The organism is Polaribacter irgensii 23-P (assembly GCF_000153225.1).
GTDB lineage: Bacteria > Bacteroidota > Bacteroidia > Flavobacteriales > Flavobacteriaceae > Polaribacter > Polaribacter irgensii.
Genome location: NZ_CH724148.1, coordinates 1,152,198 through 1,178,079 on the forward strand (window position 1 = coordinate 1,152,198; position 25,882 = coordinate 1,178,079).

Here is a 25,882-nt window from a genome sequence, read left to right on the forward strand (position 1 = left end):
TTGATTATTTTGCAGCAGTTACTGTGAAACAAGAAAGACTGCTCTAAAGCAGCCTCTCTTAGAGAGTAGAAAAATAAAATCTACTTTACATAAATTATTTTTTTAACGCCATCCACCGCCTAAAGATTGATACAATTTGACATTGGCGAGTAACTGGTCTCTCTTCGTTTCTATAATTTCTAATCTAGCGTCTAAAACCTCTCTTTGTGTTAACAAAACTTCGGTATATTCTGCTTTTGCAGATTTGAAAAGTTGAATCGAAAGATCGATAGATTCTTTAAGAGCTTGCACTTGCTTTTCTTTTAATTCAAAGCTTTTCTGTAGGTTCTTAATATTAGAAAGTTGGTTCGAAACTTCCAAATAAGCAGTTAGTATGGTTTTTTCATACTCAAATACTGCTTGCAATTGTTTTGAATTGGCATTTTTATATGCCGCCTTTATGCCATTTCTGTTAATGAGAGGAGAAACAACATCACCAGCTAATGCATATAACAAGGATTCTGGAGTATTTTTTAGAAATGTTGTTTTAAACGCTTCTAAACCCATGTTTGCCTTTATATCTATTGTTGGGTAAAAATTAGCTTTTGCTATTTTTACATTCAATTTTGAGGCAGACAATTCTAACTCTGCTCTTCTAATGTCTGGACGATTTTCTAATAATTGAAGAGGAATTCCAGCAGCTACCGAGTCAATCGCTTTTGTGATAAAATCATTAGAATTCCTCAGAACCGCTTGTGGATACCTTCCTACAAGAAAGTTAATCTTATTTTCATTCTCTACAATTTTTTGGCGAACTTGGTACTTATTGCTTTGGTTCTTGAGAACTTCTGCTTCAAAACGCCTTACAGCAAGTTGTGTTGTTCTTGCTGCCTCTTTTTGAAGTTTCACCATTCTTAAAGCATTTTGTTGAATGCTTAAATTCTGGTCTATAATCTCTAGTTGATTATCTAAAGTAATGAGTTCATAATAAACACTTGCTATCTCTGCAATTAATTGTGTTTTCATAAACTGAATTCCCTCAACAGACGCGAGATATTCTAGAACAGCTGCTTTTTTACCATTTCGAAGTTTTTTCCAAATATCAATTTCCCAACTAGCAGAAAGTCCTCCAGTAAAGTTTTTTAAAGGTTCGGGAAATGCTCTGCCTTCGCGAATATTTAGATTTTTTTCTATAGCACCATTTCTGGTATATTCACCAACCTTTTCAACCTCTGCGCCTAGATAAATATTTACATAAGGTACATATTCTCCTTTTTTAGCCTGAATTTCATTTTGAGCAATGTTCATGTGTTGCAACATAATGTTCAACTCTTGGTTATTTGTAAGGGCAGTATGTATCAACCCCTCTAAATTAGAATCCTTAAAGAAGTCTTTCCATTTAACCGTTACATCGTTTACCGTGTCTATTATTTGTCCTTTGTATTGCTCAGGTACTATTTTACTTTCAGCTCTAATTATTGCTTTACCAGGAACGCACGAATATAAAATTGTCAGAATGCTAACAAAAAGAACAGAATATTTTCTCGTATTTAAAATTTTTAAAGACTTATTCATTTTTATTTTTTTTAATTAATTTTTTTAAAAGTCCTCTTAATTTGCTAATTTGTGTTGTATTTTCTGCTGACTGTTTTCCCGAGTTTTCAATACTTCGAATGAATTCTTCAGACAAAGGTTCGTGAGTTTCATCTTTAATAAGACTCTTTCCTTCTGCCATTTTTGCAAAAATGTAATACAAACCTGGGATTATTAATACACCACCAAGAGTTCCGATAAGCATTCCTCCTAAAGAGGAACCGCCAATAGTTCTGTTTCCAATAGCACCGGCGCCTGTTGCCATGACCAAAGGAATTAAGCCTGCTATAAAAGCAAAAGAGGTCATTAATATTGGTCTAAATCTTGCTCTTGATCCTTCAATAGCTGCTTCTAAAACGGTAGCACCTTGCTTTTGTTTTTGAACTGACAATTCTACAATTAATACGGCATTTTTACCGAGCAGACCTACTAGCATAATTACTCCAATTTGTGCATATACATCGTTCGCTAATCCCATAACTTTTAATAAGAAAAACGATCCAAAGACACCTACAGGAAGTGATAGTATAACGGCAAAGGGTAAAAGAAAGCTTTCGTATTGTGCTGCCAAAACAAAATAAACAAAGATTAATACCACAATAAAGATATAGGTAGATTCATTACCTCTGCTTGCTTCGTCATAAGACAAACCCTCCCAAGCAATATCATATCCTTTCGGTAATTCTTTAGCAGCAACCTCTTTAATGGCGTTTATGGCATCTCCACTGGTAAATCCAGGAGCAGGCAAACCTCTTATGGAAGCCGAATTATAAAGGTTGTACCGCGTAATTTCATTAGGACCTAATTTCTTTTTAATAGTCATAAAAGCAGAGTAAGGCACCATTTCCCCTTCTTCATTTTTCACGAAAAGCTTTTTAAGATCAGAAGGTAAACGTCTGTATTCTGGTGCAGCTTGTGTGTACACTTTAAAGAATCTACCAAAACGAATAAATCCTTGTTCATAGGTACTACCGATTAAAATGTTTAGGTTTTCCATTGCATTGCTTACAGTAACCCCTTTTTGCATTGCAATTTTAGTGTTTATTTTTAATTCATATTGTGGATAATTTGCCGAATAGAATGTGAACAACCCTGTTATTTCTTTGCGTTTAGACAAAGCATCCATAAACTCGTTATTGATGCTTTCAAAATGATGATAATCTGTTGAGTTGGTCTTGTCTAACAGACGCATTGCAAATCCTCCAGAAGATCCAAATCCAGGAACTGCAGGTGGTTCAAAATATTCTATAATAGCACCCAAGTCTTTTGTCTCTTTTTCAAGTTCTTCCATAATTTCATGCACGGAATGCTCTCGTTTTGACCAGGGTTTTAAGTTAATTAAACAGGTACCGGCATTCGAACCACGACCTTCTGTCATAATTTCATAACCAGCTAAGGAAGATACAGATTCTACTCCTTCAGTCTCTTCACAAATTTTTTGAAGTTTTTTTGCAACTTCATTCGTGCGTTCAAGTGTTGCTCCAGGAGGTGTCTGAATAATAGCATAAATCATTCCTTGATCCTCATTTGGAATGAATCCAGCGGGTAATACTTTATTTGTAAAATAAATTCCTATACAGAAAGCAGCGAGTATTCCGAAAGTAACAATACGTCTTGCTACAATTTTATTAAGAATTACGACATATTTTCCTGTTAGCCTTTCAAAGCCTTTGTTAAACCAGAAAATAAATTTATCTATCGGTGATTTCTTCGCTTTTCCATGATTATTTTTAAGCAACATTGCGCACAAAACAGGGGTTAATGTTAAAGCAACAATTGCCGAAATAACAATAGAGCCTGCCATCGTTATTGAAAACTGGCGGTAGAAAACTCCAACAGGACCTGTCATAAAACAAATTGGAATAAATACAGAAACCATGACTAAAGTAATCGCAATAATTGCGCCTCCAATTTCACCTAAAACTTCGTAGGATGCTTTGTAAGGCGTGAGTTTCTCTTCTTCCATTTTGACATGCACCGCTTCTACCACTACGATCGCATTATCTACGACAATACCAATGGCTAAGACCAATGCAAAAAGTGTTATCAAGTTTATAGACAATCCAAATAATTGCATTACAAAAAAGGCCCCAATTAACGAGACAGGTACCGCTATAATTGGAATTAATGTAGAACGCCAATCTCCTAAAAACAAGAATACCACAATAGCAACTAGAATAAATGCATCTCTTAGCGTGTGCAATACTTGCTCTATAGAAGCGTCTAAAAAGTTAGATACATCATAACTAATTTGAAAGTCAACATCGGGCGGTAAATCCACTTCTAATTCCGCTAATTTTGCTTTTACTTCTTTGATAACATCGCTTCCATTGGTCCCTAAAGTTTGTTTTAAAACGATAGAGGCGGAAGGTTTACCATCTAAATTAGAATAGATATCAAAAAACTCACTTCCTAATCGTACGTTTGCAATGTCTTTTAATTGAATAATTTCCCCTTTTTTATTGGCACGAATAATGATTTCTTCATACTGCTCTGGCTCGTTATACCTGTTTTCATAGGTTAAAACATACTCTAAAGATTGAGAAGTCATACCAGAACTTCGGCCGAGACGTCCGGGTCTCGCAAGAATACTTTGTGCTTCCATTGCTTTTAAAACTTCTTCTGCAGAAATATTATACGCTCTCATTCTGTCTGGTTTTAGCCAAACTCTCATAGCATATTTTCTACTTCCTAGTATTTGAGCACTTGCGATTCCCTTGATGCGCTGTATTTCTGGAATAACTATAGTGTATGCATAGTTGTATAGAAATTTTTCATCATTGTTTTTATCAGTGCTAGAAAGGTTTACATACATCAACATACTAGGTTGAACCGGTGTTATAATAACACCCTCTCTTTGTACTAATTCTGGCAGCAGTGGCAGCACTTGATCTACACGCGTTTTAACTCGAACTACAGCTTCATTCGGGTCTGTGCCTGGTTCAAAAATAACACGAATAGTTGCTTCACCTGCACTGGTCGCATCTGAAGCGATGTAACGCATATCTTGTACGCCATTAATTGCTGTTTCTAGCGGAATGAGTGTTGAATTAACGAGTACTTCTGCACTAGAGCCTGGGTATGCTATAAAAATATTTACAGTAGTTGGTGCTATTTGTGGAAACTGAGATATAGGGAGTTGCTTTATGGCAAGTCCACCTATAAATAAGATAATTACCGAAATGACAATAGCCAGAACGGGTCTTTTTATAAATTGTTTAAACATGTCTTTTGTAGATTAAATTCTAAAATTATTCAGCGTATAAGTCTAATTCAGACATCACTTTGGTTGGTTCTAAGAACTTGGTGCGTATTTTTTGGTTGTTTTTCACCATTCTAACACCTTCAAGTAAAATGGTATCATTTTCAGAAAGCCCTCTATCGATGATAAAAAGATTCGGTAATTCTGCAGCTACCTTTATTTCACGTTGCTTTGCAACATTGTTTTTATCAATTACAAAAACATAGGTTTTGTCTAAAATTTGAAAAGTTGCCTTTTGAGGAATTAAAATTGCATTCTTAAAAGGAACCGTCATTAATATACTTCCAGTTTCTCCGTGTCTTAAAATTTGATTAGGGTTTGGAAAGGTAGCTCTAAAAGCAATGTTACCAGTTTCACTGTTAAATTCACCTCCAATAGTTTCAACAATGCCGGTTTGATTAAAACGTTGGTTGTTAGCCATTAAAAGTTCTACTTTTTGTTTAGAATCTTTGCTAGCACTCGTGATATAATCTAAATATTCAGCTTCTGGAACGTTAAAATAGACCCACATTTTACTGTTGTCCGATAATTTAGTTAGTAGTTCACCTTCACCTAAAAGACTTCCCTCCCGTACTTCAAGATGATCCATAATTCCATCAAAAGGAGCTTTAATTTGCGTGAAATTAAGATGGGTTTGTGCAAGTGTTACTGCTGCATTTACTTTGTCTAAATTTGCTTTTGCTAAAGCCAATTCGTTTTTAGAAACAACATTACCGTCTGCTAAAAGTTGTGTATTCGCTAATTCTATTTCAGCAGTTCGAGATTCTGCTTTCGCTTTTTGTAATTCAGCTTGATAGATGTTGGGCATTATTTGAAACATCGCTTGTCCCTTTTTTACATATTGCCCTTCGTCTACAGATATGTTTTCTAAATATCCTTTTTCTAGGGCTCTTAGTTCGATGTGTCTAATAGCGTGTATTTGACTTACGTAATCTTTTGTAAGTGCGGTGTCTTTTTTTACTGGGTTGGTTACCTCAAAGGCAACAATTTCTTCTTTTTCTTCTTTCTTTGTTTGGCAACTTGTGTATATAAACAATACAGACAAGACAATGAAAATGCTTATTTTTTTCATAGTAGTACTATCTTAAAAAAAATTAATTTTATAAATTGATTGGTGTTGAAAACAGGTATAAATATGTGTTCTGTTTTTTTTCTAATGGAAGTGTGGATGCAATTAAATTAGGCCGTAAAAAGCCTATTTAATTGGTAAAAAATCAAATTATAAAAACCTGATACTTCGCGTGTAGTCTGAAGGGTTTTTGGCGAGTATAAGAATAGTGCGCAAAAGAATTTACGTACTTTTTTTGAGAAGTTTTATTTGAAATATGGATGTAAAAAACAGCTAATAAATGATCTGAAAAATTACGAACTTTATCTTTATTTGATACTCTTTCTTCATTTTCTTCTAGGTCTTTTAGATCAATAAACCTGACAGAAAGTGCGTTTCTGTGCGCGTTATCAAGAGGAGAAAAAAATGAATTTAAATTTTGATATGGTTTACTTAATGTAGTTTTAATACCAGTTTCTGAAAGTTTGCTAATCTTGCTTTTTTGTAAGGTGTCAATATGTGAAATATTCCACACACATAAAAAACCTGACAAAACTAAATATTTTAAAACTTTATTCATGCCTTCAGTAAAATTGGAGCAATTAAATGAGACAACTGCAGTGTTTTAGATAACACAAAATGCAATTACTTTTAAAAGAGGTTTAAAGGTAATACTATTTATTTTTTTCTAAATAATGTTTTAGGATATTTTTTAAGCTTTTTTTCGGTTAAAATTCGCGTTTTAAAATTAACACAACCTTATGAAAACCTTAAGAAAATAGAAAGTTACTTTTGTGATTATGTGTTGCCACTACTACAAAATAATTTTCACTAGATTAATTCAACCCCAAAAGCGATGAAATTTTATACGTTAATTCTCCTATCTCTTTGTTTTTGTACCACTAAACTTTGTGCGCAAAAGCTTTCTTCGGAGAAAATTTCTAAAAGAGTATACTCCACAAAGAAGCTAGTAAAAGTACCAATTATAGACGGTAGTATTGTTGAAGATGCTTGGGATGTTGTTTCTTGGTCTTCAAGTTTTGTAGAAAAAGCTCCAGATGAAGGAACTGCACCCACTTTTCAAACAAAATTCAAAGTAATGTACGATGAAAAGTATTTATACATTGCGTTGAGAGCTTTTGATGACAATCCGGAATTAATTGAAAAAAGATTGAGCAGAAGAGATGGATTTGCGGGAGATCGGATTAATGTAGTGATAGACAGTTACCATGATAAAAGAACCGCTTTTGTTTTTACAACAACAGCAGCAGGAGTAAAGGGCGAAGAAATTGCGACAGGAAATGGAGATAATTTTGATGAAAGTTGGAATCCAGTATGGTATACCGCCGCAAATGTAGATGAGAAAGGTTGGACCGCAGAAATGAAAATACCTTTTAGTCAATTGCGCTTTGGAAATTCAAAAGAACAAATCTGGGGATTTAATGTAATTCGAAATCTTTTTAGAACAAATGAACGTTCTCTTTGGCAGAGAATACCAAACGCCCAGGCAGGGTTTATAAGCGAAGCGGGAGAATTGCATGGTTTGGTGAATTTAACATCACAAAAGCAGTTGGAAATTCAACCTTTTGTAGTTTTACAATATGATTCATATCCTAAGGAAGGCAAAAATCCGTACAGAGATGGAAATGATTTTAAGGTCAATGCTGGATTGGATGCGAAAATAGGAATTACCAATGATCTGACGTTAGATTTGACAATTAACCCAGATTTTGGCCAAGTAGAAGCAGATCCAGGAACCATTGCACTAGACGGTTTCCAAATTTTCTTTAGAGAGCAAAGACCTTTTTTTGTGGAAAATAAAAATATTTTTGATTTTGAATTTGCAAATGGAAGAGACAATCTTTTTTACAGCAGAAGAATCGGTCGCAATCCGCACAGAAATCCAAATTTAACAGATGGCGAATTTGCAGATGTTCCCAAAAATTCAACAATATTAGGAGCTGCAAAATTTTCAGGAAAAACCAAAAATGGATGGTCTGTTGGTGTCTTAGAAAGTGTTACCTCCAATGAGTTTGCTGAAATTAAACAAACGGACGGTAGTAAAAGGGAAGAAATTGTAGAGCCGCTAACAAATTATTTTGTGGCTAGAGCGCAAAAAGATTTTAATGAACGAAATTCTTATATTGGTGGAATCTTTACAGCAACGAATAGAAATTTAAGCGGTAATTTTTCTGAATTACACAAAGCAGCATATACGGGTGGAGTCGATTTTAGGCATACTTGGCATAAAAGGGATTTTTATTTAGAAGGAAATACAATTATGAGCCATGTAATGGGAAGTGAAAGAGCAATAGAAAACACACAACGCTCTATTACCAGATTGTTTCAAAGAACAGATGCAGATCATGTAAATGTTAACGCAAGAAGGACCTCTTTAACGGGAACTGGAGGGAAAATTAATATTGGAAAACAAGGTGGAGGGAATTGGCGATACAATGCAGGTCTTTTTTGGCGTTCTCCAGAACTAGAATTAAATGATGTTGGTTTTTTAAGGCAAACAGACGAGGTGATTCAGTTTGCAGAGATAAATTATTTATGGCAGGTGCCCACAAACACGTACAGAGATATTCGAGTAAGTTTAGAACAGGTTTCAAATTTTGATTTTCAGGGAAATCAGAATAAAATGGAGTACAGGTTAGAGGGAAGAGTAAATTGGATAAACAACTGGTCAACAAATCTGGGACTTGGTCACAACCCGTTAACCTACGAAAATGCCTATTTAAGAGGTGGTCCACGTTGGCGCTTTGCGGATAAAGACTTCATATACCTTTACCTTAATTCAGACAGTACCAAGAAGCTGAGCTTTACGCTGGGATACGTTAACCGTAAAACAGAAGAGAATTTAAATAATTTAAGCAAATATGTTTTTAGAATGAATTATCAGCCTTTTGATGCTTTTAGTATGTCTTTAAATACAGAATTAGTGAAATCGATAGATAAAACACAATACGTTGCTACAAAGGATTTTGGTTCTGAGAAAAGATATATTTTAGGAAAAATAAACAATCAAAATTGGTCTACAACTTTGCGTTTAAACTACAGTTTAAACCCGAATTTTTCTGTGCAATTCTATGGACAGCCTTTCATTTCTAGAGGAAGATATTCTGACTTTAGTTTTGTAGACAATCCGACGGCAAGTTCTTTCAACCAACGCGTGCGTTTATACAACCAAGAGCAGATTTCATTTGGTGCCAATGCGAAGGGGGCCGCTGCGTTTTTAGTAGATGAAAATTCAGATAATATAACAGATTATTCTTTTAAAAAGCCAGACTTTTCCTTTGTGCAGTTGCAAACAAATTTAGTGGTAAGATGGGAATACATTCCAGGTTCAGAATTATTCTTTGTTTGGGCAAGAGGCTCTAGCGGCTCACAAGATTTTAACAATTCATTGACTAGTAGCGTTCAAAATCAGGTTTTTGACGTCCCTGCTAATGATACTTTTTTAATTAAAGCAACCTATCGTTTTGTGCGTTAAATTATTTAAAAGTTGCGCGTTGTAAGCGGTCATTTATAGATTTCCCCAATCCAACTTCAGGAAATTTTTCTGCGATAATTAGGTCTAGCTCTTGGGCGTCTAAGGCATGCATCGCGGCGTATAAGTTCGCCGCTGCTTCTTGCATAGATCCAGTTTTTGATAAAATTATCTCAGAGATATTTGGAGCATTCAAAGAAGTTTTAAATACGAGCACACCAATTTTTTTATTGGTGTACTTTTGAATTTCAGCGGCTACATCGTTTACTAAAAAAGTATTGGTATTAGGAGCGTAGTGCCTTGCTAACATTCCTGGAGCTTCTGGATGTTCTTCTTCTTTATTTTTGATTGTGATTTTACCAACAACTGCCTCAATATCTTCTAATGCCAGCGCACCCAATCGATAAATAATCGGGGTGTCATTTTCAAATCCAATGATGGTGGATTCAATGCCGTTTGCACAAGAACCTCCGTCTAAAATCATTTGAATATCATTTTTAAAATAGGCTTCTACGTGCGCAGCCTTTGTAGGGCTTATGCTTCCAAAAGGATTTGCACTTGGTGCAGCCAGTGGAAAAGGTAATTGTTGAAGCAAAGCTAAAGTTACAGGGTGATTTGGCACTCTCACCGCGACCGTGTCTTTGCCTGCAGTAATAAGGTCAGGTATACTCCGGTTCTTTTTTAAGACTAAAGTCAAAGAACCCGGCCAAAATGCAGCAGCCAATAATTTTGCTTTTTCAGGAATATGGGTAACAATACTCTCTAAAGAAGCGATGGAAGGGATGTGTACAATTAAAGGATTAAAAAAGGGCCGTTTCTTTGTTGAGAAAATGCGATGAATCGCTTTTTCGCTGTAAATGTTTCCCGCGAGGCCATAGACGGTTTCAGTAGGTATTGCTACTAATTGCGCGTCTGTTAATAATTGCACTGCCTTTTCGATATCTGTAGAAATAATACTCATAACTATCGCAAAACTACACATAAAAATTAATAATTTCTACGCAAATAATTGTTTTTAAAATTCCGAATATAAATTCAGACTTATGCGTCGTTTTATGGGTTGACAAGGAACGTATCCCTTAAAACGTTTCATATAAATGTAAACTGTTTTAGTAGCAAATAGGAAGAATGGAATAGTTATTGTTCTTGCAACTTATTCAAACGCAACTAATGAAAAGACAGCTTCTCGTTTCAGTCTTAATTTTATTTTTTCAATTTTCAATATCACAAGAAAAGCCAGGGCGCGTCTTTTTCTTAGGAGATGCAAATTTCACCCTCGGAATTAACGAGAATTATCAAATAGGTTCTGAGGACGAAAGCGGTCCTTTAATTGTGCCTTCGGCTTTATTTTTTAGAGTTGGTTTTGGTTATGAGTTCAAAAGAAAAATAGCGATTGCTTTTAATTCAGGATATGATCTCCATTGGAATTATAACGTCAAGGCTTTCCCTACATGTGGCAGTTTAAAATATAACATTATAGAAAAAGAGGACAACACTCATTTTGTTGAAATTAGGGTAGGTAAAATGTGGACGCCATCCTCTATTTATTCCGATGGAAATTACTTCGGTATTGGATTGGGAATTCAAGTGGCTGGCGAAGAACGATGGAATACTATTTTTAGAATAGATTTCCATCGGAAAAGAAGTGTCGGATTTGAAAATAATCGGTTGGATAGCGTTTCTTTTGGTTTTGGATTTTCATTTTTTAATAGAAATCTTTACAGGTCTCCATTATAGTCCAAAGAAAAAGAGCTTATTTTAGTTTAATTTTTTGTCTGTAAACGAGTCCATTTCATATTTGTTATGAATTGTAATTATTGCCAACCCAAAAAGCACAGCAGCAACAATTAAGACGGTGCTAATCAATCCGCTAACTCCAAATGACATCCGGATTAGAATCGTGGAAATAACAAATCCTGAGTTCCTGATGATTTTATGAAATTGATCAGTGTAAAAAAAAGAAATTAAAAGAAGTATTACATCGACGAGAATCAATACCGTAAAAAATTGATCAAAAAACAGGTTGTTAATACTTTCGAAAGAAGGTAGTTTTGTGGAGGGTGCGGAGATTCCTGCAGACCAATCAATAAAAGTATACAGTCCAATAACAAAAAATAAGGGCACTAATATAATAGCAATTAGCTTTTTCTTTTGAACAAATTTTTCAATTATGGGTTTGGTAATGGTTTCTTGAGATGCTTTACGTTTTCCTTGTTTTTGAAAAAGATAGATGAGATAAAATAGTACGAGAGAAGCCACTAAATCATAGGTAAATTGCAAATCTCCTTTGATTTCAAACCAATCTGCAGTCAGTTCTAATGCTGACAAATCTTTAAATAATTTACGGATAATAATTAGTGTTATAATTTCGTATTGTTTGGTAATGTAGGTTGTAAAAGATTTTGGTAAATAGTAAATCAATAAGTATACCTCATACACAAGGATAAAAGAAAAGGGCGTGTATGCTGCTGATATTGGATTTTTAAGCAGTTCAGAATTTGAAGGGAAATCTACAAAGTCTAATTTTAAAAAGTAAATAATAGCTAAATGAATAAAAAAACTAAGGATTGCTAATTTAAGAATGATATTCTCCGCTTTTCCTCGCGTTTTGTCAGAGAGCAGTTTTTCGAAGATAAATGGTACTATGTTCTTTATTTTAATCATATCCCTAATTTTTAAACAACCTGTTCATTAATTATTTTTGAAGTAAACAACACAAGTACACTTATGCAAGTGTAAAGATAATTAAATTACATGAATTTTCAATTTGTTAAACTTTTTTGGGGGCAATTGTGTTTTTTTTAAAAGATATTTTTTTAGTCTTAAAAATGCACTTCGCTGCATTTGGTAGTTTAAATTTTTATCGAGTTATTTTGATGCTATTTTCTAAAGGGATATCTGCAAGTTTCTTTGCTATAAAAGTTCGGTTTTTGAAGGATCATGTACCATTTTATTCTTTCAGCATCTTATGATTTTTCATCTAAATACATTGTAAAGAAGAGAATGCAATTATTTTTTAGCGTAAAGTCTGGACGTTACTCTCTAAAGACTTAGAAATATTTAAACTTTTAAGGGCGTGTTTTTAATTTCTCTTTTGATGGCGTTGAGCAGTGTAGGTTTGTTATATATTTAGAGGTAGTTGAATTTTGAATTAAGGTTTGAACCTTTAGCATCTTGCAATAGCAAGTGCTGTCTTCTAAGAACAGCTGTAGCCATGCAATCGCAATATTCCCAATATCTTCGTTTCCTGTTAACGGATTTAAAGGAGTAGCGTGGTTGCCTCCAGCAATTTCAAGAAGTAATTTACTGGTAGTGGTTGGGGTATAATTATAATGTACATCTGCATGCTTATTTGTAGGAGCCACCTCGTCTAATTGGCCACTAATAATGAGTACAGGTACTTTATGGTCTAGGCTTGAAGTAGTCAAGGTGCTTTCCAACAACCAGGGGGCGATTGCGAGCACTGCTTTTATTGTAGGATTTATTTGAGCAGCTAATTGAGCGCCGCCACCACCCATTGACCACCCACCAACCGCAATGCTATTGGTGTCAATTTTTTGGTATAAAGGAGAAGCTATTCTTTGATTCTCTTGTCGCAATGTAACCATTGCATCGATTAACGCATTGGCTCTTACTTTTGGGAGGTCATAGATAGAATTTGTACCAATTGTCATGCATAAAAATCCGCGTGAAGCTAAATATTTTGCCCAGCCTTCAATGGATGTTTGAGTAGCTCTGTAACCAGGAACTAAAACAATGCTTTTCAAAAGGCTATTTGCATTCAAAGGAAAATATAAGGTAGCACCGGCATAATCTGGTCCATTTCGAAGTCCATCAGATTCTTTTAAGGAACCGAATGTCAATGGTGTGTAATTGCTGATGTTTTCAATTGTAAGAGATTCACATTGGCTAAAAGAGGCAGTTGCGTGAATGAAAAGAGATAGCAAAAGTATAAATGGAATTTTCATGTTTATTTTGATTAGTGGTGTTTATTGGTTGTGGAGGTATTTGCAGAATTTTTAGCGGCTGTTAATCGGAGCAATTGGCAGAAACCATGATTTTTGAAAGGAAGTTGGAGTAGGTGCCGAAAAACAAACTTTTAAAGAAACATGCTGCTCGGTTCACTCTCAAAATAGCGCCTTTTTTGTTGCCAGAAACGGCACGATCTCCTTTTGGATCAATGGTGAAATCGTTGCAAATGTGCTGTTCATTTAACATGTTGTAAATTTTTTAGAATTAAAGTCAGTATATGGACTGATGTCAATCGACAGGATCTTGTCAAGTTCGCCATGAAAAGAAATCATTGGAAGTAGTTCTTCTGGTTTTATCGCGATAAGAGAAACAGCTCCCCAATTGTTAAAAAGGGCTGTAATTGAAAAAGTATGAGTAAAAGAGTTTCCTGACGCATCCAAAAGTTCGAGTTTTGCTCCTAGCGTTGGAATAAATTTATTCCACTTTTCCTGACTTCCATAGGCTGTCATTAATGCGGTAATTGATCGTGCAGTGCTCTTTCGAAAGAAAAGATCTATGAATAGCTCTTGGGGTGTACCACGGACGCCCATTGCAGTCCCATACCTGCTATTTTTTAAAGAGTCAGTTTTAGTTTTAGAGAAAAATTCAGCAGTATTATATCTACCTGCCTGCGAGCAGTATTGAGCAGTTACGCTAGTTGTGGACAGTATTGCCACAAAAATAAAACGAATGGTATCCATGTTTTTTAGCGGTACAAAGATCAAATTTAGTCAATAAAAAGATTGGGAAATTTTTATTTTAATGCGCTTCCAACCAATTCTCTCCAATACCAACTTCAACATCTAATGGTACACTCATTTTAAAAGCATGTTCCATTTCGTATTTTATAATTGGCTTAATAATTTCTAATTCATCTTTGTGGGTGTCAAAAACCAATTCGTCATGGACTTGTAATAACATTCTCGACCGAAAACCTTCTTTTTCAAAACGCTTTTGAATGTTGATCATTGCCAACTTTATAATATCTGCAGCTGAACCTTGAATGGGCGCATTTACCGCATTTCTTTCAGCACCGTTCCTCACCACTGCGTTTCTAGAGTTGATGTCTTTCAAATAGCGACGTCTGTTTAACACGGTTTCGACATAACCGTGCTCTCTGGCAAAATCTACCTGTGCAGACATGTATGCTTTCAACTTTGGATACGTTTCGTAATACGTGTCAATTAGTTCTTTGGCTTCGCTTCTTGATAGATCCGTTTGATTGCTCAATCCGAAGGCAGAGACTCCATAGACAATTCCGAAATTCACTGTTTTTGCGTTGCTACGTTGATCGCGTGTAACTTCGTTTAGAGGAACATTAAAAACTTTAGCAGCGGTGGACGCGTGTATGTCTTCTCCGTTTTTAAACGCATTTATCATGTTTTCTTCTTCACTTAAAGCAGCAATAATTCGCAATTCTATTTGAGAATAATCTGCGGCTAACAACACATGATTTTCATCTCTTGGGACAAATGCTTTTCGAACTTCTCTTCCGCGTGCTGTTCTAATGGGGATATTTTGTAAATTAGGATTGTTAGAACTCAAACGACCTGTAGCCGCAACAGCCTGCATGTATTGCGTGTGAATTCTTCCTGTTTTTGGATTTACTTCATTTGGCAAGGCATCTACATAGGTGCTTTGTAGTTTTTTATACTGCCTATATTCTTGAATGTCTTTAATAATATCATGCTCTTTTGCCAAGTAAGATAAAATGTCTTCACCTGTAGCATATTGACCGGTCTTCGTTTTTTTAGGTTTTTTTACCAATTCCATTTTTTCAAACAAAACAATTCCTAATTGTTTCGGAGAGGCGATGTTAAATTCTTCACCTGCTTGCTCATAAATGCTTTTTTCTAAGCGGTCGATATCTGCAGTTAAGGCAACAGAAAGTTCTTTTAAGAAGTCTGTATTGACATTGATCCCTTCAATTTCCATAGCTGTTAAAACAGAGACCAAAGGCAATTCAATATCATTGAAGAGTTTCGTAACATTTCCGTTTTCTAATTCTCCGGTAAAAAGCTGTTTCAGTTGAAAGGTGATGTCTGCATCTTCTACAGCATATTCCGTTTGCTCTTTTAGAGGCACACTGCGCATAGAAAGCTGGTTCTTTCCTTTTTTCCCGATAAGCTCCGCAATGGAGATAGGTTGGTAATTTAAATAGGTCTCCGCCAAGACATCCATGTTGTGCCGCATGTCTGGATTGATTAAATAATGCGCAATCATCGTATCAAATAATTTACCTTTTACAGGCATCTTATAGGTAGACAGTACTTTGATATCATATTTTAAGTTGTGTCCAATTTTTTCAATTTCCGACTCGAAAAAGGGTCTAAAATCTTCTAATATACGTTGAGTTTCTGCTTGGTCTTCAGGAAAAGACACATAATACCCCTTTCCGGTTTCATAGGAAAAAGCAATGCCAATTAACTCAACTTCTAGGGCTTTTAAACCGGTAGTTTCAGTGTCAAAACAAACCGCAGTTTGTTTCATTAAATTTCGAAGTAATAAGGTTCTTGCGAAAGGAGAATCTATATGTTGGTAAAAATGATTTGTGGTTGAAATGGTTTTAAAACCAGAGGCAATCTCTTCTTCAGAAACACTTCCGGTTCCGGGAGCTGCAAATAAATCGAATTGGCCCTCAGGGATAAGAGTTTCCTTTTTTGGAGTTGCTTTTATTTTTTCTTCTGAACCATTTTTAGAGGCACCTGTTTCTTCTGCAGTATCAATGGCGAATGTTTTTGTGAAATTTTTCAATAAGTTTCTGAACTCTAATTCGTTAAAAAGTTCAGTAACTTTTGGCATGTCTGGTTGGTCAAGTTCAAAATCTTTGGCATTAAAAGTAACGGGGACATCTAACATGATGGTAGCTAATTTTTTAGAGAGTAGGCCTAAATCTTTCGCCGCTTCTACTTTCTCTCTCATCTTTCCTTTGAGTTCATGTGTGTTTGCTAAGAGGTTTTCCATCGTGCCATAAGTAGTTAAAAACTTTTTTGCAGTTTTTTCACCAACCCCTGGTAAACCAGGAATATTATCGGCAGAATCGCCCATCATTCCCAAGAAATCAATCACTTGTAAGGGATCAGTAACACCAAATTTTTCTTGTACTTCGGGAACGCCCCAAATATCGTACCCACCTCCAAAACGCGGTTTGTACATAAAAATATTATCAGAAACTAGCTGTGCAAAATCTTTGTCTGGGGTTACCATAAAAGTTTTATAGCCTTCTTTTTCTGCCTGTTTAGAAAGGGTTCCAATAACGTCATCTGCCTCAAAACCTGCCTTTACCATAATAGGGATGTGCATTGCTTTTAGAATTTCTTGGATGTAAGGCACTGCAATTTTAATCGCTTCTGGCGTTTCGTCTCTGTTTGCTTTATACGCTTCAAACATTTCCACACGATCCACACTTCCGCCCTTGTCAAAGCAGACGGCTAAGTGATCGGGCTTTTCTCGTTTGATTACATCTAAAAGAGAATTCATAAAACCCATAATAGCAGAGGTATCTAATCCTTTAGAATTAATTTGTGGATTCTTGATAAATGCATAATATCCTCTAAAAATTAATGCAAAAGCATCTACTAAAAAAACTCTTTTTTGATCTGACATATTCGTTTTGTAACCTATTTGTGGATGATTTTTTTTAAGTAGCGTCCAATTAATTGTATCCAAAGTACCTGCAGTAAAGCTACAAAACTTTAACATCCTATTAAAATTCATTCGGTATTATAACTGTTATCTTTGACAAAAATTTTTAAACATCTTCTATGTCTCGTTGGTTGCTTCCACTTCTTATTCTTACTATTTTAATAATTGTAGTTGAAATTTATACATTTCAAGCAGTTAAAACGGTTTCTAAAAACAAATTACTTCGTTTCTTTTTTTTAACGGCGAGCATTGGAATTTATATTTATTCTTTTATTGTACTTATTACATATGATAGGAGCAATGGACAGACTCCAGAGTTTCAGATGGCCATGGGATTGCTACTGACTGCATCAATTCCAAAATTAGTGGTCATATTTGTTCTTTTCGGTGAAGATCTGTATCGTGGGGTTTTAAAATTAATTTCCGCAATTTCTTCCGGTGAAACAGAATCTTTGGCAGGTAGAAGAAAATTTATTTCCCAAATAGCATTGGGTTTGGCAGCAATCCCTTTTGTTTCTTTTATTTACGGAATTGTTCAAGGGAAATACAACTATAAAGTACTAAAATATCAATTGACTTTTAAAGATTTACCCGCTGCTTTTGATGGGTTCACCATTACACAGATTTCAGACATTCACTCTGGGAGTTTTACCAACAAAGAAAAAATTCAATATGGCGTAGACTTAATCAACCAACAAAATTCTGATATGCTTTTATTTACTGGGGATATTGTAAATAATAAAGCAGATGAGATGGATAATTGGATGGATGTTTTTGATAAATTATCAGCAAAAGAAGGTAAATATTCAATTCTAGGGAACCATGATTATGGCGATTATATGGATTGGGAAAATCCACAGGACAAAATAGACAACTTTCAAAAAGTAAAAGATATTCACGAAAAAATAGGTTTTGATCTCTTACTTGACGAACATCGATATTTAGAGAGAGATGGGCAAAAAATAGCACTTCTTGGAGTGGAGAATTGGGGAAAAGGATTCAATCAAGCAGGAGATTTGCAACGCGCTGCTGCTGGAATTCACAAAGAAGATTTTAAAATTTTAATGTCTCACGATCCCAGTCACTGGGAAGAGAAGGTGAAAAAGGATCCTTTAAATTATCAGCTCACTTTAAGTGGACATACACATGGCTTGCAAATGGGTATTGAAATTCCGGGTTGGTTCAAATGGAGTCCTTCTCAATATGTGTATAAGCAATGGGCAGGATTGTACGAAGAAGGGGGGCGTTTTATAAATGTAAATCGTGGTTTTGGTTACCATGCATTTCCAGGACGTGTGGGTATTTGGCCAGAAATTACTGTCATAGAGCTTAAAAAAGGCTGATAATCAAAACATTTAGATGCTTTTGCATTATCTTTATATCTAAAGAAACAACGGTTTTACGTTTTACCTCCTTTAAACATTTACAATATGGCGAAATTTGGTGAGTTAATTAATGTTGAAAGACCTGTATTAATCGACTTTTATACAGATGCTAATGATGCTGAAAACACATTAGAGATATTGAGAAGCGTAGTGGCTACTCTAGGAGATAGTGCAAAGGTAATTAAGATAGACATTAGTAAAAATAAAATACTGGCAGATGCATTGCGGGTGAAAGGAAATCCGACCTTTATGATCTATAAAAATGGTGAAATGAAATGGCGTCAAACGGGGTTTCAAGATGCCAATACGCTAATTGGTTTAGTGCAACAATACGTTTAGTTTTATTAAGGTGCTGTCAGCTACCAAGCTTTTACATCGTTTTTAACGACTGCCGTAGTGTTAAAAGATTAGAGTTGCCTAGAAAAAGTATCTTTTGTTATGTTCAAAAGATGGGTACTCTAAAGCTTACGGTTACTTTAAGTACATTCTTTTGCAAATCAGGGTGTCTTCCAGCATTAAATAGCTTTAAAAATATACCCTTGAGAAGTCAATTCTGCAAGTACAATAGGCAAGGTAAATTGTACTTTTGCACGTGCCTTTATACTATCGTGGAAAACAACAATACTACCGTTTTGAACATTTTCCAAAACATTTTTTAAGCATTTTTCTTTGGAGATATTTTTGTCAAAGTCAGCAGAAAGTACATCCCATAGCACTATTTTATAGTCCTTTTTAAGAAGTGCTGTGGTCTGACTTTTCTTTATTTTTCCATAAGGAGGTCGAAACAATTTTTGTTCTTGACGCGTGGATCCTGTTTTGTGATGCCCCTCTGAAGTATCTATAATCTGCTCACACTTCAGGATGTTTTCAAGATAGTCCTCTTTATTGGTCTTCCAGCCATTCAGGTGCTGTTGTGTGTGATTTCCAACACGATGACCATTGTTTTTTATTTTTTTAAAAATTTCGGGATGCGCTTGTATGTTTTTTCCCAAACAAAAAAAAGTTGCTTTTGCATCGTATTTATGAAGTTCTTTCAATACAAAATCGGTAATCTCTTCAGTAGGTCCGTCGTCAAAGGTGAGGTAGATTTCTTTTTTACTGGAAGAAAAACGCCAAACATAGCGAGAGAGAAGTCTCATTATTACATTTGGCGTTTTAGGGAGGTAAAAGTTCAATATTTTTTAGGTATAAAATTTAAATATATTAATCTGCATTTTCTCCATCTGGCATTAAATACTCAAAAAGATTTACGGTGTTCATAAAGTCTTTTTGGATTTTAGAAACAAAATCTTTTTCAGTACTTCCGCTTTCAACTTGATCAATTAAGTTTTTAAACATATACAAGGATCGATCAATTTCATCAAAAATAAGAGCACTGTCTTTCTTGTCAAAAGTGCTTAACCAGGTTAGTTGCTCGGTAATGAGCCGCACTAAAGTGTTTGTAACCTGTTTTGCTTTTTCCTGTTCACCTAATTTAAAATACATTTCAGGATATCCTAGGGACAGGCTATAATGGTCAAAATCTTCTATTGGTAGCTTGTTTAAAGACAGATCTAATACAGTCACTGCTTTTGCAGTGTTGCCTTCTTTTGCGAAAGCATCAGATAGACGCATTAAACTGTTTCTTAAAGAAATCGCATTTCTTTTCGTTTGTTCATCTAAGTATATTTCACCATTATTTATGTTTTTCCATTCTAATTTTTGAATGTTGGTGTACATCTTTTCAGTATCGATTCTGCCAATATTAAATAAACTTATTTCACGATTTTGCCCAGTACTATCCACGTAGTTTGTGGCTGTTTTTATGGGCACTAATTTAAAAGCCAATCCATCTAACTGTAAATAATCTTTCAACCAAATATATTCTTCATCTGCGTTTGCACCACCAGTAAAGTAAATCGGACGTTCCCAGTCGTTATTTGCTAAAATATCAAGCATTAAAATACGATTTTTAGTAATCCCCCTATCATCGATGGTAATGTCTATAAAATCTAAAATTTTATCGGCATCTTTTTGAGCAACAAGACCATTTTTTAAAACATTCGCCTTGTTTACAGGAATTCGAATTCGATTTGTAGGGTAAAACTTTTCTTTAATGTCATTCTCTTCATCGATATAATAGGTGGCATCACTATCCGAGGAAATCCAACGCATTAAGTCCTTAATTCCGATAATAGAGTCTTTAAATCTTGGATGTTCTATGTGATAAGCAATGTCTAAACTTCCATATTTATATTGATTATGTGTAAGTTGTGATGGGATTGGAGGTGATTTATAGGTGGCCCGTTTCATTTGATCGATGTACCAATCGGTTGCAAATAAACTGGTGTTTACGAGTTTTAAATCGGTTCTAATGCCTTCTACTTCTTGCATGTACCATAAGGGAAAAGTATCGTTGTCACCGATGGTAAACATAATGGCATTTTCATCACAGCTTTCTAGGTATGCTTGTGCATTTAGGCGTGTGGTGTAGCGATTAGATCTGTCGTGGTCATCCCAGTTCTCTGAGGCCATTAGTGTCGGAACTGCTAGCAGCGAAATGATAGAAACCGCGAAAGCAACGGCTTTCTTATTGGCAACGTTCTTTAAATATTCGTAAAGTGCCAAGACTCCAAAACCAATCCAAATGGCAAAAATATAAAAACTACCAACAACAGCGTAATCGCGCTCTCTTGGCTCAAAAGGTTTTGGATTGGTATAAAAGATAATAGCAAATCCGGTAAACGCAAAGAATAAAAAGAGAGTGAAGAAGTTTTTCTTATCCCATTTCAGCTGAAAAAACACACCGATAAGTCCTAGTATTAGCGGTAAAAAGTAGTATCTATTCCGTCCTTTGTTTTCTAAAGCCTGTGAGGGAAGTTGTTTCTGAGAACCCAGTCTTACTTCATCTATTGCATCAATGCCACTAATCCAATTTCCATTAAATAGGTCTAATCTCCCTTGAGCATCGTTTTGTCTTCCTGCAAAATTCCACATAAAATAGCGACCGTACATATATCCAAATTGATAGCTAAACATGAATTTTAGGTTTTCTCCAAAAGTGGGTCTTCTTTTGCTGTTTGCTGGAATTCCAGCGATACTTTTGTACATTTCTTCCGCTGCAGGGTTCACCATTCGGGGGATGAAACCCTTGTGCGTATCTGCATAATTTGGTATTATATTTTTGTATTTATTTACAATAATATATTTTCCATTTTTCTTTTCATACTTCGGTTTGTCGTCTTTGAATGGTTTTTTTGTGTCCTGCGTTCGTTCAAAGCTATTGGAGTAATAGGTATCATAAAAAACATTGGCATCACCGTATTGTTCACGTTCATAATACGCTAGTAGTTCGCGGGCACTAGAAGGATTGTTTTCATTAATTGTCGTATTTGCATTTGCTCTTATTGGAAGCATCATCCAAGAAGAAAAACCAATCATAATAAAAAGTACAGATAAAATTAAAGTATTGGCGTGTACTTTTTCGTTTTTTCGGGTGTACTTCAGACCGAAAAAGAAAAGGGCAATTAAAATTAGGGCAGCAATAATGCTTCCTGAATTGTAGGGCATTCCAATCGTGTTTATAAAAAAGAGCTCAGCGCTACTAAAAAACTTTAGTGTGAACGGAAACAAGAACTTGAAGACAAAAGCCAAGACCAATACTGATAGGATTGTTGCAATAGCGGTTGTTTTTAAATTGATATTCTTATAGGTTTTAAAGAAGTATAACAACACAATTGCCGGAATTACCAACAGCGATAAAATGTGAACACCAAAAGACAAGCCAACTATAAAACTGATTAATACCAACCATTTATTTCCTCTTGGAGTTTGCAGTTCACTTTCCCACTTTAGCCCCAACCAAAATAAAAGAGCCATTAAAAAAGAAGACATTGCATATACTTCCCCTTCGACTGCACTAAACCAAAAGCTGTCTGAAAATGTATACGCTAAAGAACCAACAATACTGCTTCCTAAAATAGCAACGTAGCTACCTGAAGTAATTTTACCTGCTTTTAAGGCTAATTTTTCGGATAAGTTGGTAATGGTCCAAAACATAAATAATATGGTAAATGCACTTGCCAAGGCCGACATGAAATTTACCATTTTAGCAATTTCTGAACTCTCAGAAGAAAACATCGCAAAGAATGCACCTAGCATCTGGAACAAGGGTGCACCTGGCGGATGACCAACTTCAAGTTTTACAGAGGTTGCGATATACTCTCCAACATCCCAAGCACTAACGGTAGGCTCAATTGTTAATGAATATGTGATTAGTGCTAGTATAAATGTAATCCACCCTAAGATGATATTCCATTTTTTAAAGTTTGCTATTGTCATAAGAACTACAAAATATTGGTCAGGCGAATTTAACAATAAATATGAATAAATTGCTTCTTAAAGGCTTGAATTACGGGGGTAAAGGGATATAAAACTTTGTTAAATAAAAAATTCCTAAAAAAATGTTTGTGAAATTGAAAGAATAGACTAAATTTGCATCCGCTAAGCAGCATTGGCCTATGGTGTAATTGGTAACACACCGGTTTTTGGTACCGACATTCAAGGTTCGAGTCCTTGTAGGCCAACATAGAAATCCTAACAAATATAATTTGTTAGGATTTTTTATTGTGTAGCACACCGTGTTGTTTAAAGTGTGTTCTTTATTGTCTAAAAGTAAGTCAGTTATTTTTTTTATCGAGATATAGTAGCAGTCCATTTTTTCATTTTATGTCCCCAAATAGCAAAAAATAAGATGAGCGTATAGCACGGAATTAAAATCCAATAACTACTAGTAGAGGCAGCTGCCAAGGCTTCTGTTTCCCCTATTCCATTGGTAATTAGGTGTACCTTGTTTGCATCTACAATCCGGCCATATAAAGGAGGAATAATAGCTCCACCGGAGATCGCCATTATTAAAAGTGCAGAGGCTGTTTTTGTAAACCTACCGAGACCTTCTAAGGTTAGTGGCCAAATTGCGGGCCAAACTAAAGCATTCGCAATGCCAAGTGCCGCCACAAGCATAATAGAAATAAATCCTGTGGTATTTATAATACAGCAACTTAAAACAATTCCTAAAATAGCACTTGCAATCAAGGCCGTTTTTTGCTGTACATATTTTGGAATTAAAAAGACTCCAACGGCATAGGTTGCAACCATTGCCATTAAAGTGTATGTTGTAAAAAACTTCGCCTCTTCTCCTGTAAAACCAAGTGAAATTCCGTATGCAATAATTGTGTCTCCAGCAAGTACTTCTGCACCTACGTAAACAAACAATGCTAAAACACCCAGCCATAAATTTGGGAATTGGAAAATATTTGTTTTTGCAGTGGTTCCTGGTATTATTTCTTCTGTTGTATCTGCCTCAACAGGTGGCAAAGGTGCCTTTCTTATTAAAACACCTAGTACAAAAAGCACGATAGCCATAATTAAGTAGGGTATAAAAACGCTGTCTGCCATGGCATCTAGCAGGGTGTTTTTTTCTGCTATTGTTGCGCTGCTCAATTTTGCTTTTGTTTCGTCAATTCCTGATAATAACAAAGCTCCAAAAATCAGAGCGCCTAACGCACCTGCAGTTTTATTCGCAATTCCCATGATTGCAATGCGTTTTGCACCACTCTCAAGAGGTCCTAAAATTGTAATATATGGATTTGCTGCTGTTTGTAAAATTGTCATTCCAACTCCTTGAATGAAAATACCTGTTAGGAAAATCCAATAGGTTCTTGCAGAGGCTGCGGGAATAAAAATCAACGCTCCAACGGCCATAATTATGAGCCCTAAAGACATGCTTTTTTTGTAGCCAATTTTATTTAAAATGTAAGACGCGGGTAGTGCCATTACTACAAACGAAATGTAGGATGCAGAGGCTACTAAGTACGATTGTGCATCGGTAAGCTCGTTGATTGTTTTCATAAATGGAATTAAAGCGCCATTTATCCAAGTTACAAAACCAAAAATGAAAAATAAACTTGCAATTATAATTATTGCGGTGGTATTCTTTTTTTCTTGCATGCTGTATGTTTTGATTTAACACCGCTAAAACTACATTGTTTATTCCGTAAAAAAAAGAGTTTTTAATTTCTAAATATAAAAGAGGTTGAGGTTGCTTTATTTTAATAAAAACGATTTTAAGCCTTCGTAGTTAGAAATTGGTATCGCCACTTTTTTATTATTGATTACTTTCTGAATCTGTTCGGGAATTTCAATTTGAACAGGCAGGGTTTCTTCAACAACATCTAAAAATTTAACGGGATGCGCTGTTTCTAGAAAAACACCATATTCATTTTCTTTCAATCCGTATTTCTTTAAACCTAGATATCCAATAGCTCCGTGGGGCTCTGCAACATAACCTGTATTGTAGTATATGTCTTTCATGGTAGTTCGTGTCTCGATATCAGAGAAACTATAAGAGGAAAAAGTGTTTTTAAGCAATTCGAGATCATTGTTAAACAATTCTCGAATTCTTATAAAGTTGCTCGGGTTTCCAACATCCATCGCGTTTGAAATAGTTGTTTTTGATGGTTTGGGATTGTAAATGCCGTCTATTAGATAATTGGGAACGGTATCATTTATATTGGTTGCAGCAATAAAATGTTGAATCGGTAAGCCTAATTTTTTTGCCATAATTCCGGCACATATATTTCCAAAATTTCCACTTGGTACTGAAAAAACAAGCTCTTTATTTATTTTTTTTAATGCTTTGTAGGCAAAGAAAAAATAAAACATTTGTGGCAACCAGCGCGCAACATTAATAGAGTTTGCAGACGTTAATTTTTTAGTAATATCGGTATCTAAAAAAGCAGTTTTCACCATTTCTTGGCAGTCATCAAAAACACCATCTACTTCTAAGGCGGTTATGTTCTGGCCCAGTGTAGTTAGTTGTTTTTCTTGCACATCACTTACTTTTCCTGAAGGATACAGAATGACAACATTAACTCCCTTTGCTCCTAAGAAACCGTTTGCAACTGCGCCACCAGTATCTCCAGAAGTGGCAACTAAAACAGTGATCTCTTCTTTATGATCTTTGTTAAAGTACTCCAAGCATTGCGCCATAAACTTTGCTCCAACATCTTTAAAAGCCATTGTGGGACCATGAAACAACTCTAGAGAGGCAATGTTATCGTCTATTTTTATCAAAGGGAAATCGAAAGAAACAGTTGCTGCAATAATTGCTTTTAATTTTTTAGCGGGAATTTCGTCTCCCACAAATTGTTTAATTGCTTCAAATGCAATTTCATGGTTTGAATAATCGGTAATATTTTCAATAAAATCTTTGGAAAGGGGTGTTGTATTCTCTGGAAAATAGATGCCTCTATCTTTTGCTAGACCTTGTACAACAGCATTTTTAAAAGTTGTATTCGGAGATGTGTGGTGCAGACTGTAGTAGTTCATTTTATATTAGTTTTGGGTGCTCAATACTTTTTTTTTATTCCTAAAAAATCACTGGCACAGACAAATATGCTTTCCTGTGCGGTGAATTTCGTCTTATA

At 35.2% G+C, this 25,882-nt stretch carries 18 protein-coding genes and 1 tRNA gene; 5 read left to right on the forward strand and 14 right to left on the reverse strand.

All coding sequences use genetic code 11. The features are described from left to right. Window positions 1-102: 102 nt before the first annotated feature. The 4 genes from PI23P_RS05155 to PI23P_RS05170 all read right to left on the reverse strand — a co-directional run bounded on the left by PI23P_RS05155 (window position 103) and on the right by PI23P_RS05170 (window position 6,462). Window positions 103-1,554 carry a TolC family protein gene (locus tag PI23P_RS05155; protein ID WP_004569696.1) on the reverse strand — a complete coding sequence of 484 codons (1,452 nt, stop codon included), beginning with the start codon at window positions 1,552-1,554 and terminating at the stop codon, window positions 103-105. After that, a complete protein-coding gene (locus PI23P_RS05160) occupies window positions 1,547-4,798 on the reverse strand; it encodes an efflux RND transporter permease subunit (protein ID WP_004569697.1) in 3,252 nt (1,083 codons plus the stop codon). Before PI23P_RS05160 ends, PI23P_RS05155 begins: the two co-directional genes overlap by 8 nt. 25 nt (window positions 4,799-4,823) lie before the next feature. Then, window positions 4,824-5,906 carry an efflux RND transporter periplasmic adaptor subunit gene (locus tag PI23P_RS05165; RefSeq protein WP_004569698.1) on the reverse strand — a complete coding sequence of 361 codons (1,083 nt, stop codon included), beginning with the start codon at window positions 5,904-5,906 and terminating at the stop codon, window positions 4,824-4,826. Window positions 5,907-6,048: 142 nt separating this feature from the next. Beyond that, a complete protein-coding gene (locus PI23P_RS05170) occupies window positions 6,049-6,462 on the reverse strand; it encodes a hypothetical protein (protein ID WP_004569699.1) in 414 nt (137 codons plus the stop codon). Between the two features lie 276 nt (window positions 6,463-6,738). On the opposite strand from PI23P_RS05170, the gene PI23P_RS05175 reads away from it, so the two are divergent. Next, window positions 6,739-9,378, forward strand: a complete 2,640-nt coding sequence (locus PI23P_RS05175) for a DUF5916 domain-containing protein (protein ID WP_004569700.1) — start codon at window positions 6,739-6,741, stop codon at window positions 9,376-9,378. 1 nt (window position 9,379) lies between these two features. Here PI23P_RS05175 and PI23P_RS05180 read toward each other — a convergent pair whose 3' ends face one another. Beyond that, a complete protein-coding gene (locus PI23P_RS05180; protein WP_004569701.1) occupies window positions 9,380-10,336 on the reverse strand; it encodes an L-threonylcarbamoyladenylate synthase in 957 nt (318 codons plus the stop codon). Window positions 10,337-10,545: 209 nt separating this feature from the next. On the opposite strand from PI23P_RS05180, the gene PI23P_RS05185 reads away from it, so the two are divergent. Further along, on the forward strand, window positions 10,546-11,112 hold the full coding sequence (locus tag PI23P_RS05185; RefSeq protein WP_004569702.1) for a hypothetical protein: 567 nt from the start codon (window positions 10,546-10,548) through the stop codon (window positions 11,110-11,112). A gap of 21 nt (window positions 11,113-11,133) precedes the next feature. On the opposite strand, the gene PI23P_RS05190 is transcribed toward PI23P_RS05185, so the two are convergent. From PI23P_RS05190 to polA, 5 genes are all read right to left on the reverse strand, one after another. Continuing rightward, window positions 11,134-12,039 carry a hypothetical protein gene (locus tag PI23P_RS05190; RefSeq protein WP_004569703.1) on the reverse strand — a complete coding sequence of 302 codons (906 nt, stop codon included), beginning with the start codon at window positions 12,037-12,039 and terminating at the stop codon, window positions 11,134-11,136. A gap of 404 nt (window positions 12,040-12,443) precedes the next feature. After that, window positions 12,444-13,343 carry a poly(ethylene terephthalate) hydrolase family protein gene (locus PI23P_RS05200; protein WP_004569705.1) on the reverse strand — a complete coding sequence of 300 codons (900 nt, stop codon included), beginning with the start codon at window positions 13,341-13,343 and terminating at the stop codon, window positions 12,444-12,446. 61 nt (window positions 13,344-13,404) lie between these two features. Continuing rightward, window positions 13,405-13,593, reverse strand: coding sequence for a hypothetical protein (locus PI23P_RS05205; protein WP_004569706.1), 189 nt, complete (start codon window positions 13,591-13,593; stop codon window positions 13,405-13,407). After that, on the reverse strand, window positions 13,587-14,087 hold the full coding sequence (locus PI23P_RS05210; protein WP_004569707.1) for a hypothetical protein: 501 nt from the start codon (window positions 14,085-14,087) through the stop codon (window positions 13,587-13,589). Before PI23P_RS05210 ends, PI23P_RS05205 begins: the two co-directional genes overlap by 7 nt. A 58-nt stretch (window positions 14,088-14,145) precedes the next feature. Then, window positions 14,146-16,992 (reverse strand): DNA polymerase I, encoded by a 2,847-nt coding sequence (gene polA, locus PI23P_RS05215; RefSeq protein ID WP_026288400.1) that lies wholly within the window; start codon window positions 16,990-16,992, stop codon window positions 14,146-14,148. A gap of 158 nt (window positions 16,993-17,150) precedes the next feature. Between polA and PI23P_RS05220 the strand changes: the two genes are divergently transcribed. Then, window positions 17,151-18,374, forward strand: coding sequence for a metallophosphoesterase (locus tag PI23P_RS05220; protein WP_004569709.1), 1,224 nt, complete (start codon window positions 17,151-17,153; stop codon window positions 18,372-18,374). 87 nt (window positions 18,375-18,461) lie between these two features. Beyond that, window positions 18,462-18,755 carry a thioredoxin family protein gene (locus PI23P_RS05225; protein WP_004569710.1) on the forward strand — a complete coding sequence of 98 codons (294 nt, stop codon included), beginning with the start codon at window positions 18,462-18,464 and terminating at the stop codon, window positions 18,753-18,755. A gap of 176 nt (window positions 18,756-18,931) precedes the next feature. On the opposite strand, the gene PI23P_RS05230 is transcribed toward PI23P_RS05225, so the two are convergent. Together PI23P_RS05230 and PI23P_RS05235 are read right to left on the reverse strand one after the other, a co-directional pair. After that, window positions 18,932-19,555, reverse strand: coding sequence for a polysaccharide deacetylase family protein (locus PI23P_RS05230; protein WP_004569711.1), 624 nt, complete (start codon window positions 19,553-19,555; stop codon window positions 18,932-18,934). Between the two features lie 64 nt (window positions 19,556-19,619). Beyond that, window positions 19,620-22,736 (reverse strand): glycosyltransferase family 117 protein, encoded by a 3,117-nt coding sequence (locus PI23P_RS05235; RefSeq protein ID WP_004569712.1) that lies wholly within the window; start codon window positions 22,734-22,736, stop codon window positions 19,620-19,622. Window positions 22,737-22,909: 173 nt separating this feature from the next. Here PI23P_RS05235 and PI23P_RS05240 point away from each other — a divergent pair. Continuing rightward, window positions 22,910-22,981: transfer RNA gene (locus tag PI23P_RS05240), tRNA-Gln, on the forward strand. Window positions 22,982-23,087: 106 nt separating this feature from the next. On the opposite strand, the gene PI23P_RS05245 is transcribed toward PI23P_RS05240, so the two are convergent. Then, a complete protein-coding gene (locus PI23P_RS05245) occupies window positions 23,088-24,404 on the reverse strand; it encodes a sugar MFS transporter (RefSeq protein ID WP_004569713.1) in 1,317 nt (438 codons plus the stop codon). A gap of 96 nt (window positions 24,405-24,500) precedes the next feature. Next, a complete protein-coding gene (thrC, locus tag PI23P_RS05250) occupies window positions 24,501-25,784 on the reverse strand; it encodes a threonine synthase (RefSeq protein ID WP_004569714.1) in 1,284 nt (427 codons plus the stop codon). Window positions 25,785-25,882: the final 98 nt, after the last annotated feature.

What these genes read in the sequence shown, in the direction of transcription:
- PI23P_RS05170 (WP_004569699.1), bottom strand. Translation starts at nt 6,462, where the DNA reads ATGAATAAAGTTTTAAAATATTTAGTTTTGTCAGGTTTTTTATGTGTG.
- PI23P_RS05220 (WP_004569709.1), top strand. Translation starts at nt 17,151, where the DNA reads ATGTCTCGTTGGTTGCTTCCACTTCTTATTCTTACTATTTTAATAATT.
- PI23P_RS05190 (WP_004569703.1), bottom strand. Translation starts at nt 12,039, where the DNA reads ATGATTAAAATAAAGAACATAGTACCATTTATCTTCGAAAAACTGCTC.
- PI23P_RS05205 (WP_004569706.1), bottom strand. Translation starts at nt 13,593, where the DNA reads ATGTTAAATGAACAGCACATTTGCAACGATTTCACCATTGATCCAAAA.
- PI23P_RS05185 (WP_004569702.1), top strand. Translation starts at nt 10,546, where the DNA reads ATGAAAAGACAGCTTCTCGTTTCAGTCTTAATTTTATTTTTTCAATTT.
- PI23P_RS05210 (WP_004569707.1), bottom strand. Translation starts at nt 14,087, where the DNA reads ATGGATACCATTCGTTTTATTTTTGTGGCAATACTGTCCACAACTAGC.
- PI23P_RS05235 (WP_004569712.1), bottom strand. Translation starts at nt 22,736, where the DNA reads ATGACAATAGCAAACTTTAAAAAATGGAATATCATCTTAGGGTGGATT.
- polA (WP_026288400.1), bottom strand. Translation starts at nt 16,992, where the DNA reads ATGTCAGATCAAAAAAGAGTTTTTTTAGTAGATGCTTTTGCATTAATT.
- PI23P_RS05160 (WP_004569697.1), bottom strand. Translation starts at nt 4,798, where the DNA reads ATGTTTAAACAATTTATAAAAAGACCCGTTCTGGCTATTGTCATTTCG.
- PI23P_RS05155 (WP_004569696.1), bottom strand. Translation starts at nt 1,554, where the DNA reads ATGAATAAGTCTTTAAAAATTTTAAATACGAGAAAATATTCTGTTCTT.
- PI23P_RS05175 (WP_004569700.1), top strand. Translation starts at nt 6,739, where the DNA reads ATGAAATTTTATACGTTAATTCTCCTATCTCTTTGTTTTTGTACCACT.
- PI23P_RS05225 (WP_004569710.1), top strand. Translation starts at nt 18,462, where the DNA reads ATGGCGAAATTTGGTGAGTTAATTAATGTTGAAAGACCTGTATTAATC.
- PI23P_RS05245 (WP_004569713.1), bottom strand. Translation starts at nt 24,404, where the DNA reads ATGCAAGAAAAAAAGAATACCACCGCAATAATTATAATTGCAAGTTTA.
- PI23P_RS05180 (WP_004569701.1), bottom strand. Translation starts at nt 10,336, where the DNA reads ATGAGTATTATTTCTACAGATATCGAAAAGGCAGTGCAATTATTAACA.
- PI23P_RS05165 (WP_004569698.1), bottom strand. Translation starts at nt 5,906, where the DNA reads ATGAAAAAAATAAGCATTTTCATTGTCTTGTCTGTATTGTTTATATAC.
- PI23P_RS05230 (WP_004569711.1), bottom strand. Translation starts at nt 19,555, where the DNA reads ATGAGACTTCTCTCTCGCTATGTTTGGCGTTTTTCTTCCAGTAAAAAA.
- thrC (WP_004569714.1), bottom strand. Translation starts at nt 25,784, where the DNA reads ATGAACTACTACAGTCTGCACCACACATCTCCGAATACAACTTTTAAA.
- PI23P_RS05200 (WP_004569705.1), bottom strand. Translation starts at nt 13,343, where the DNA reads ATGAAAATTCCATTTATACTTTTGCTATCTCTTTTCATTCACGCAACT.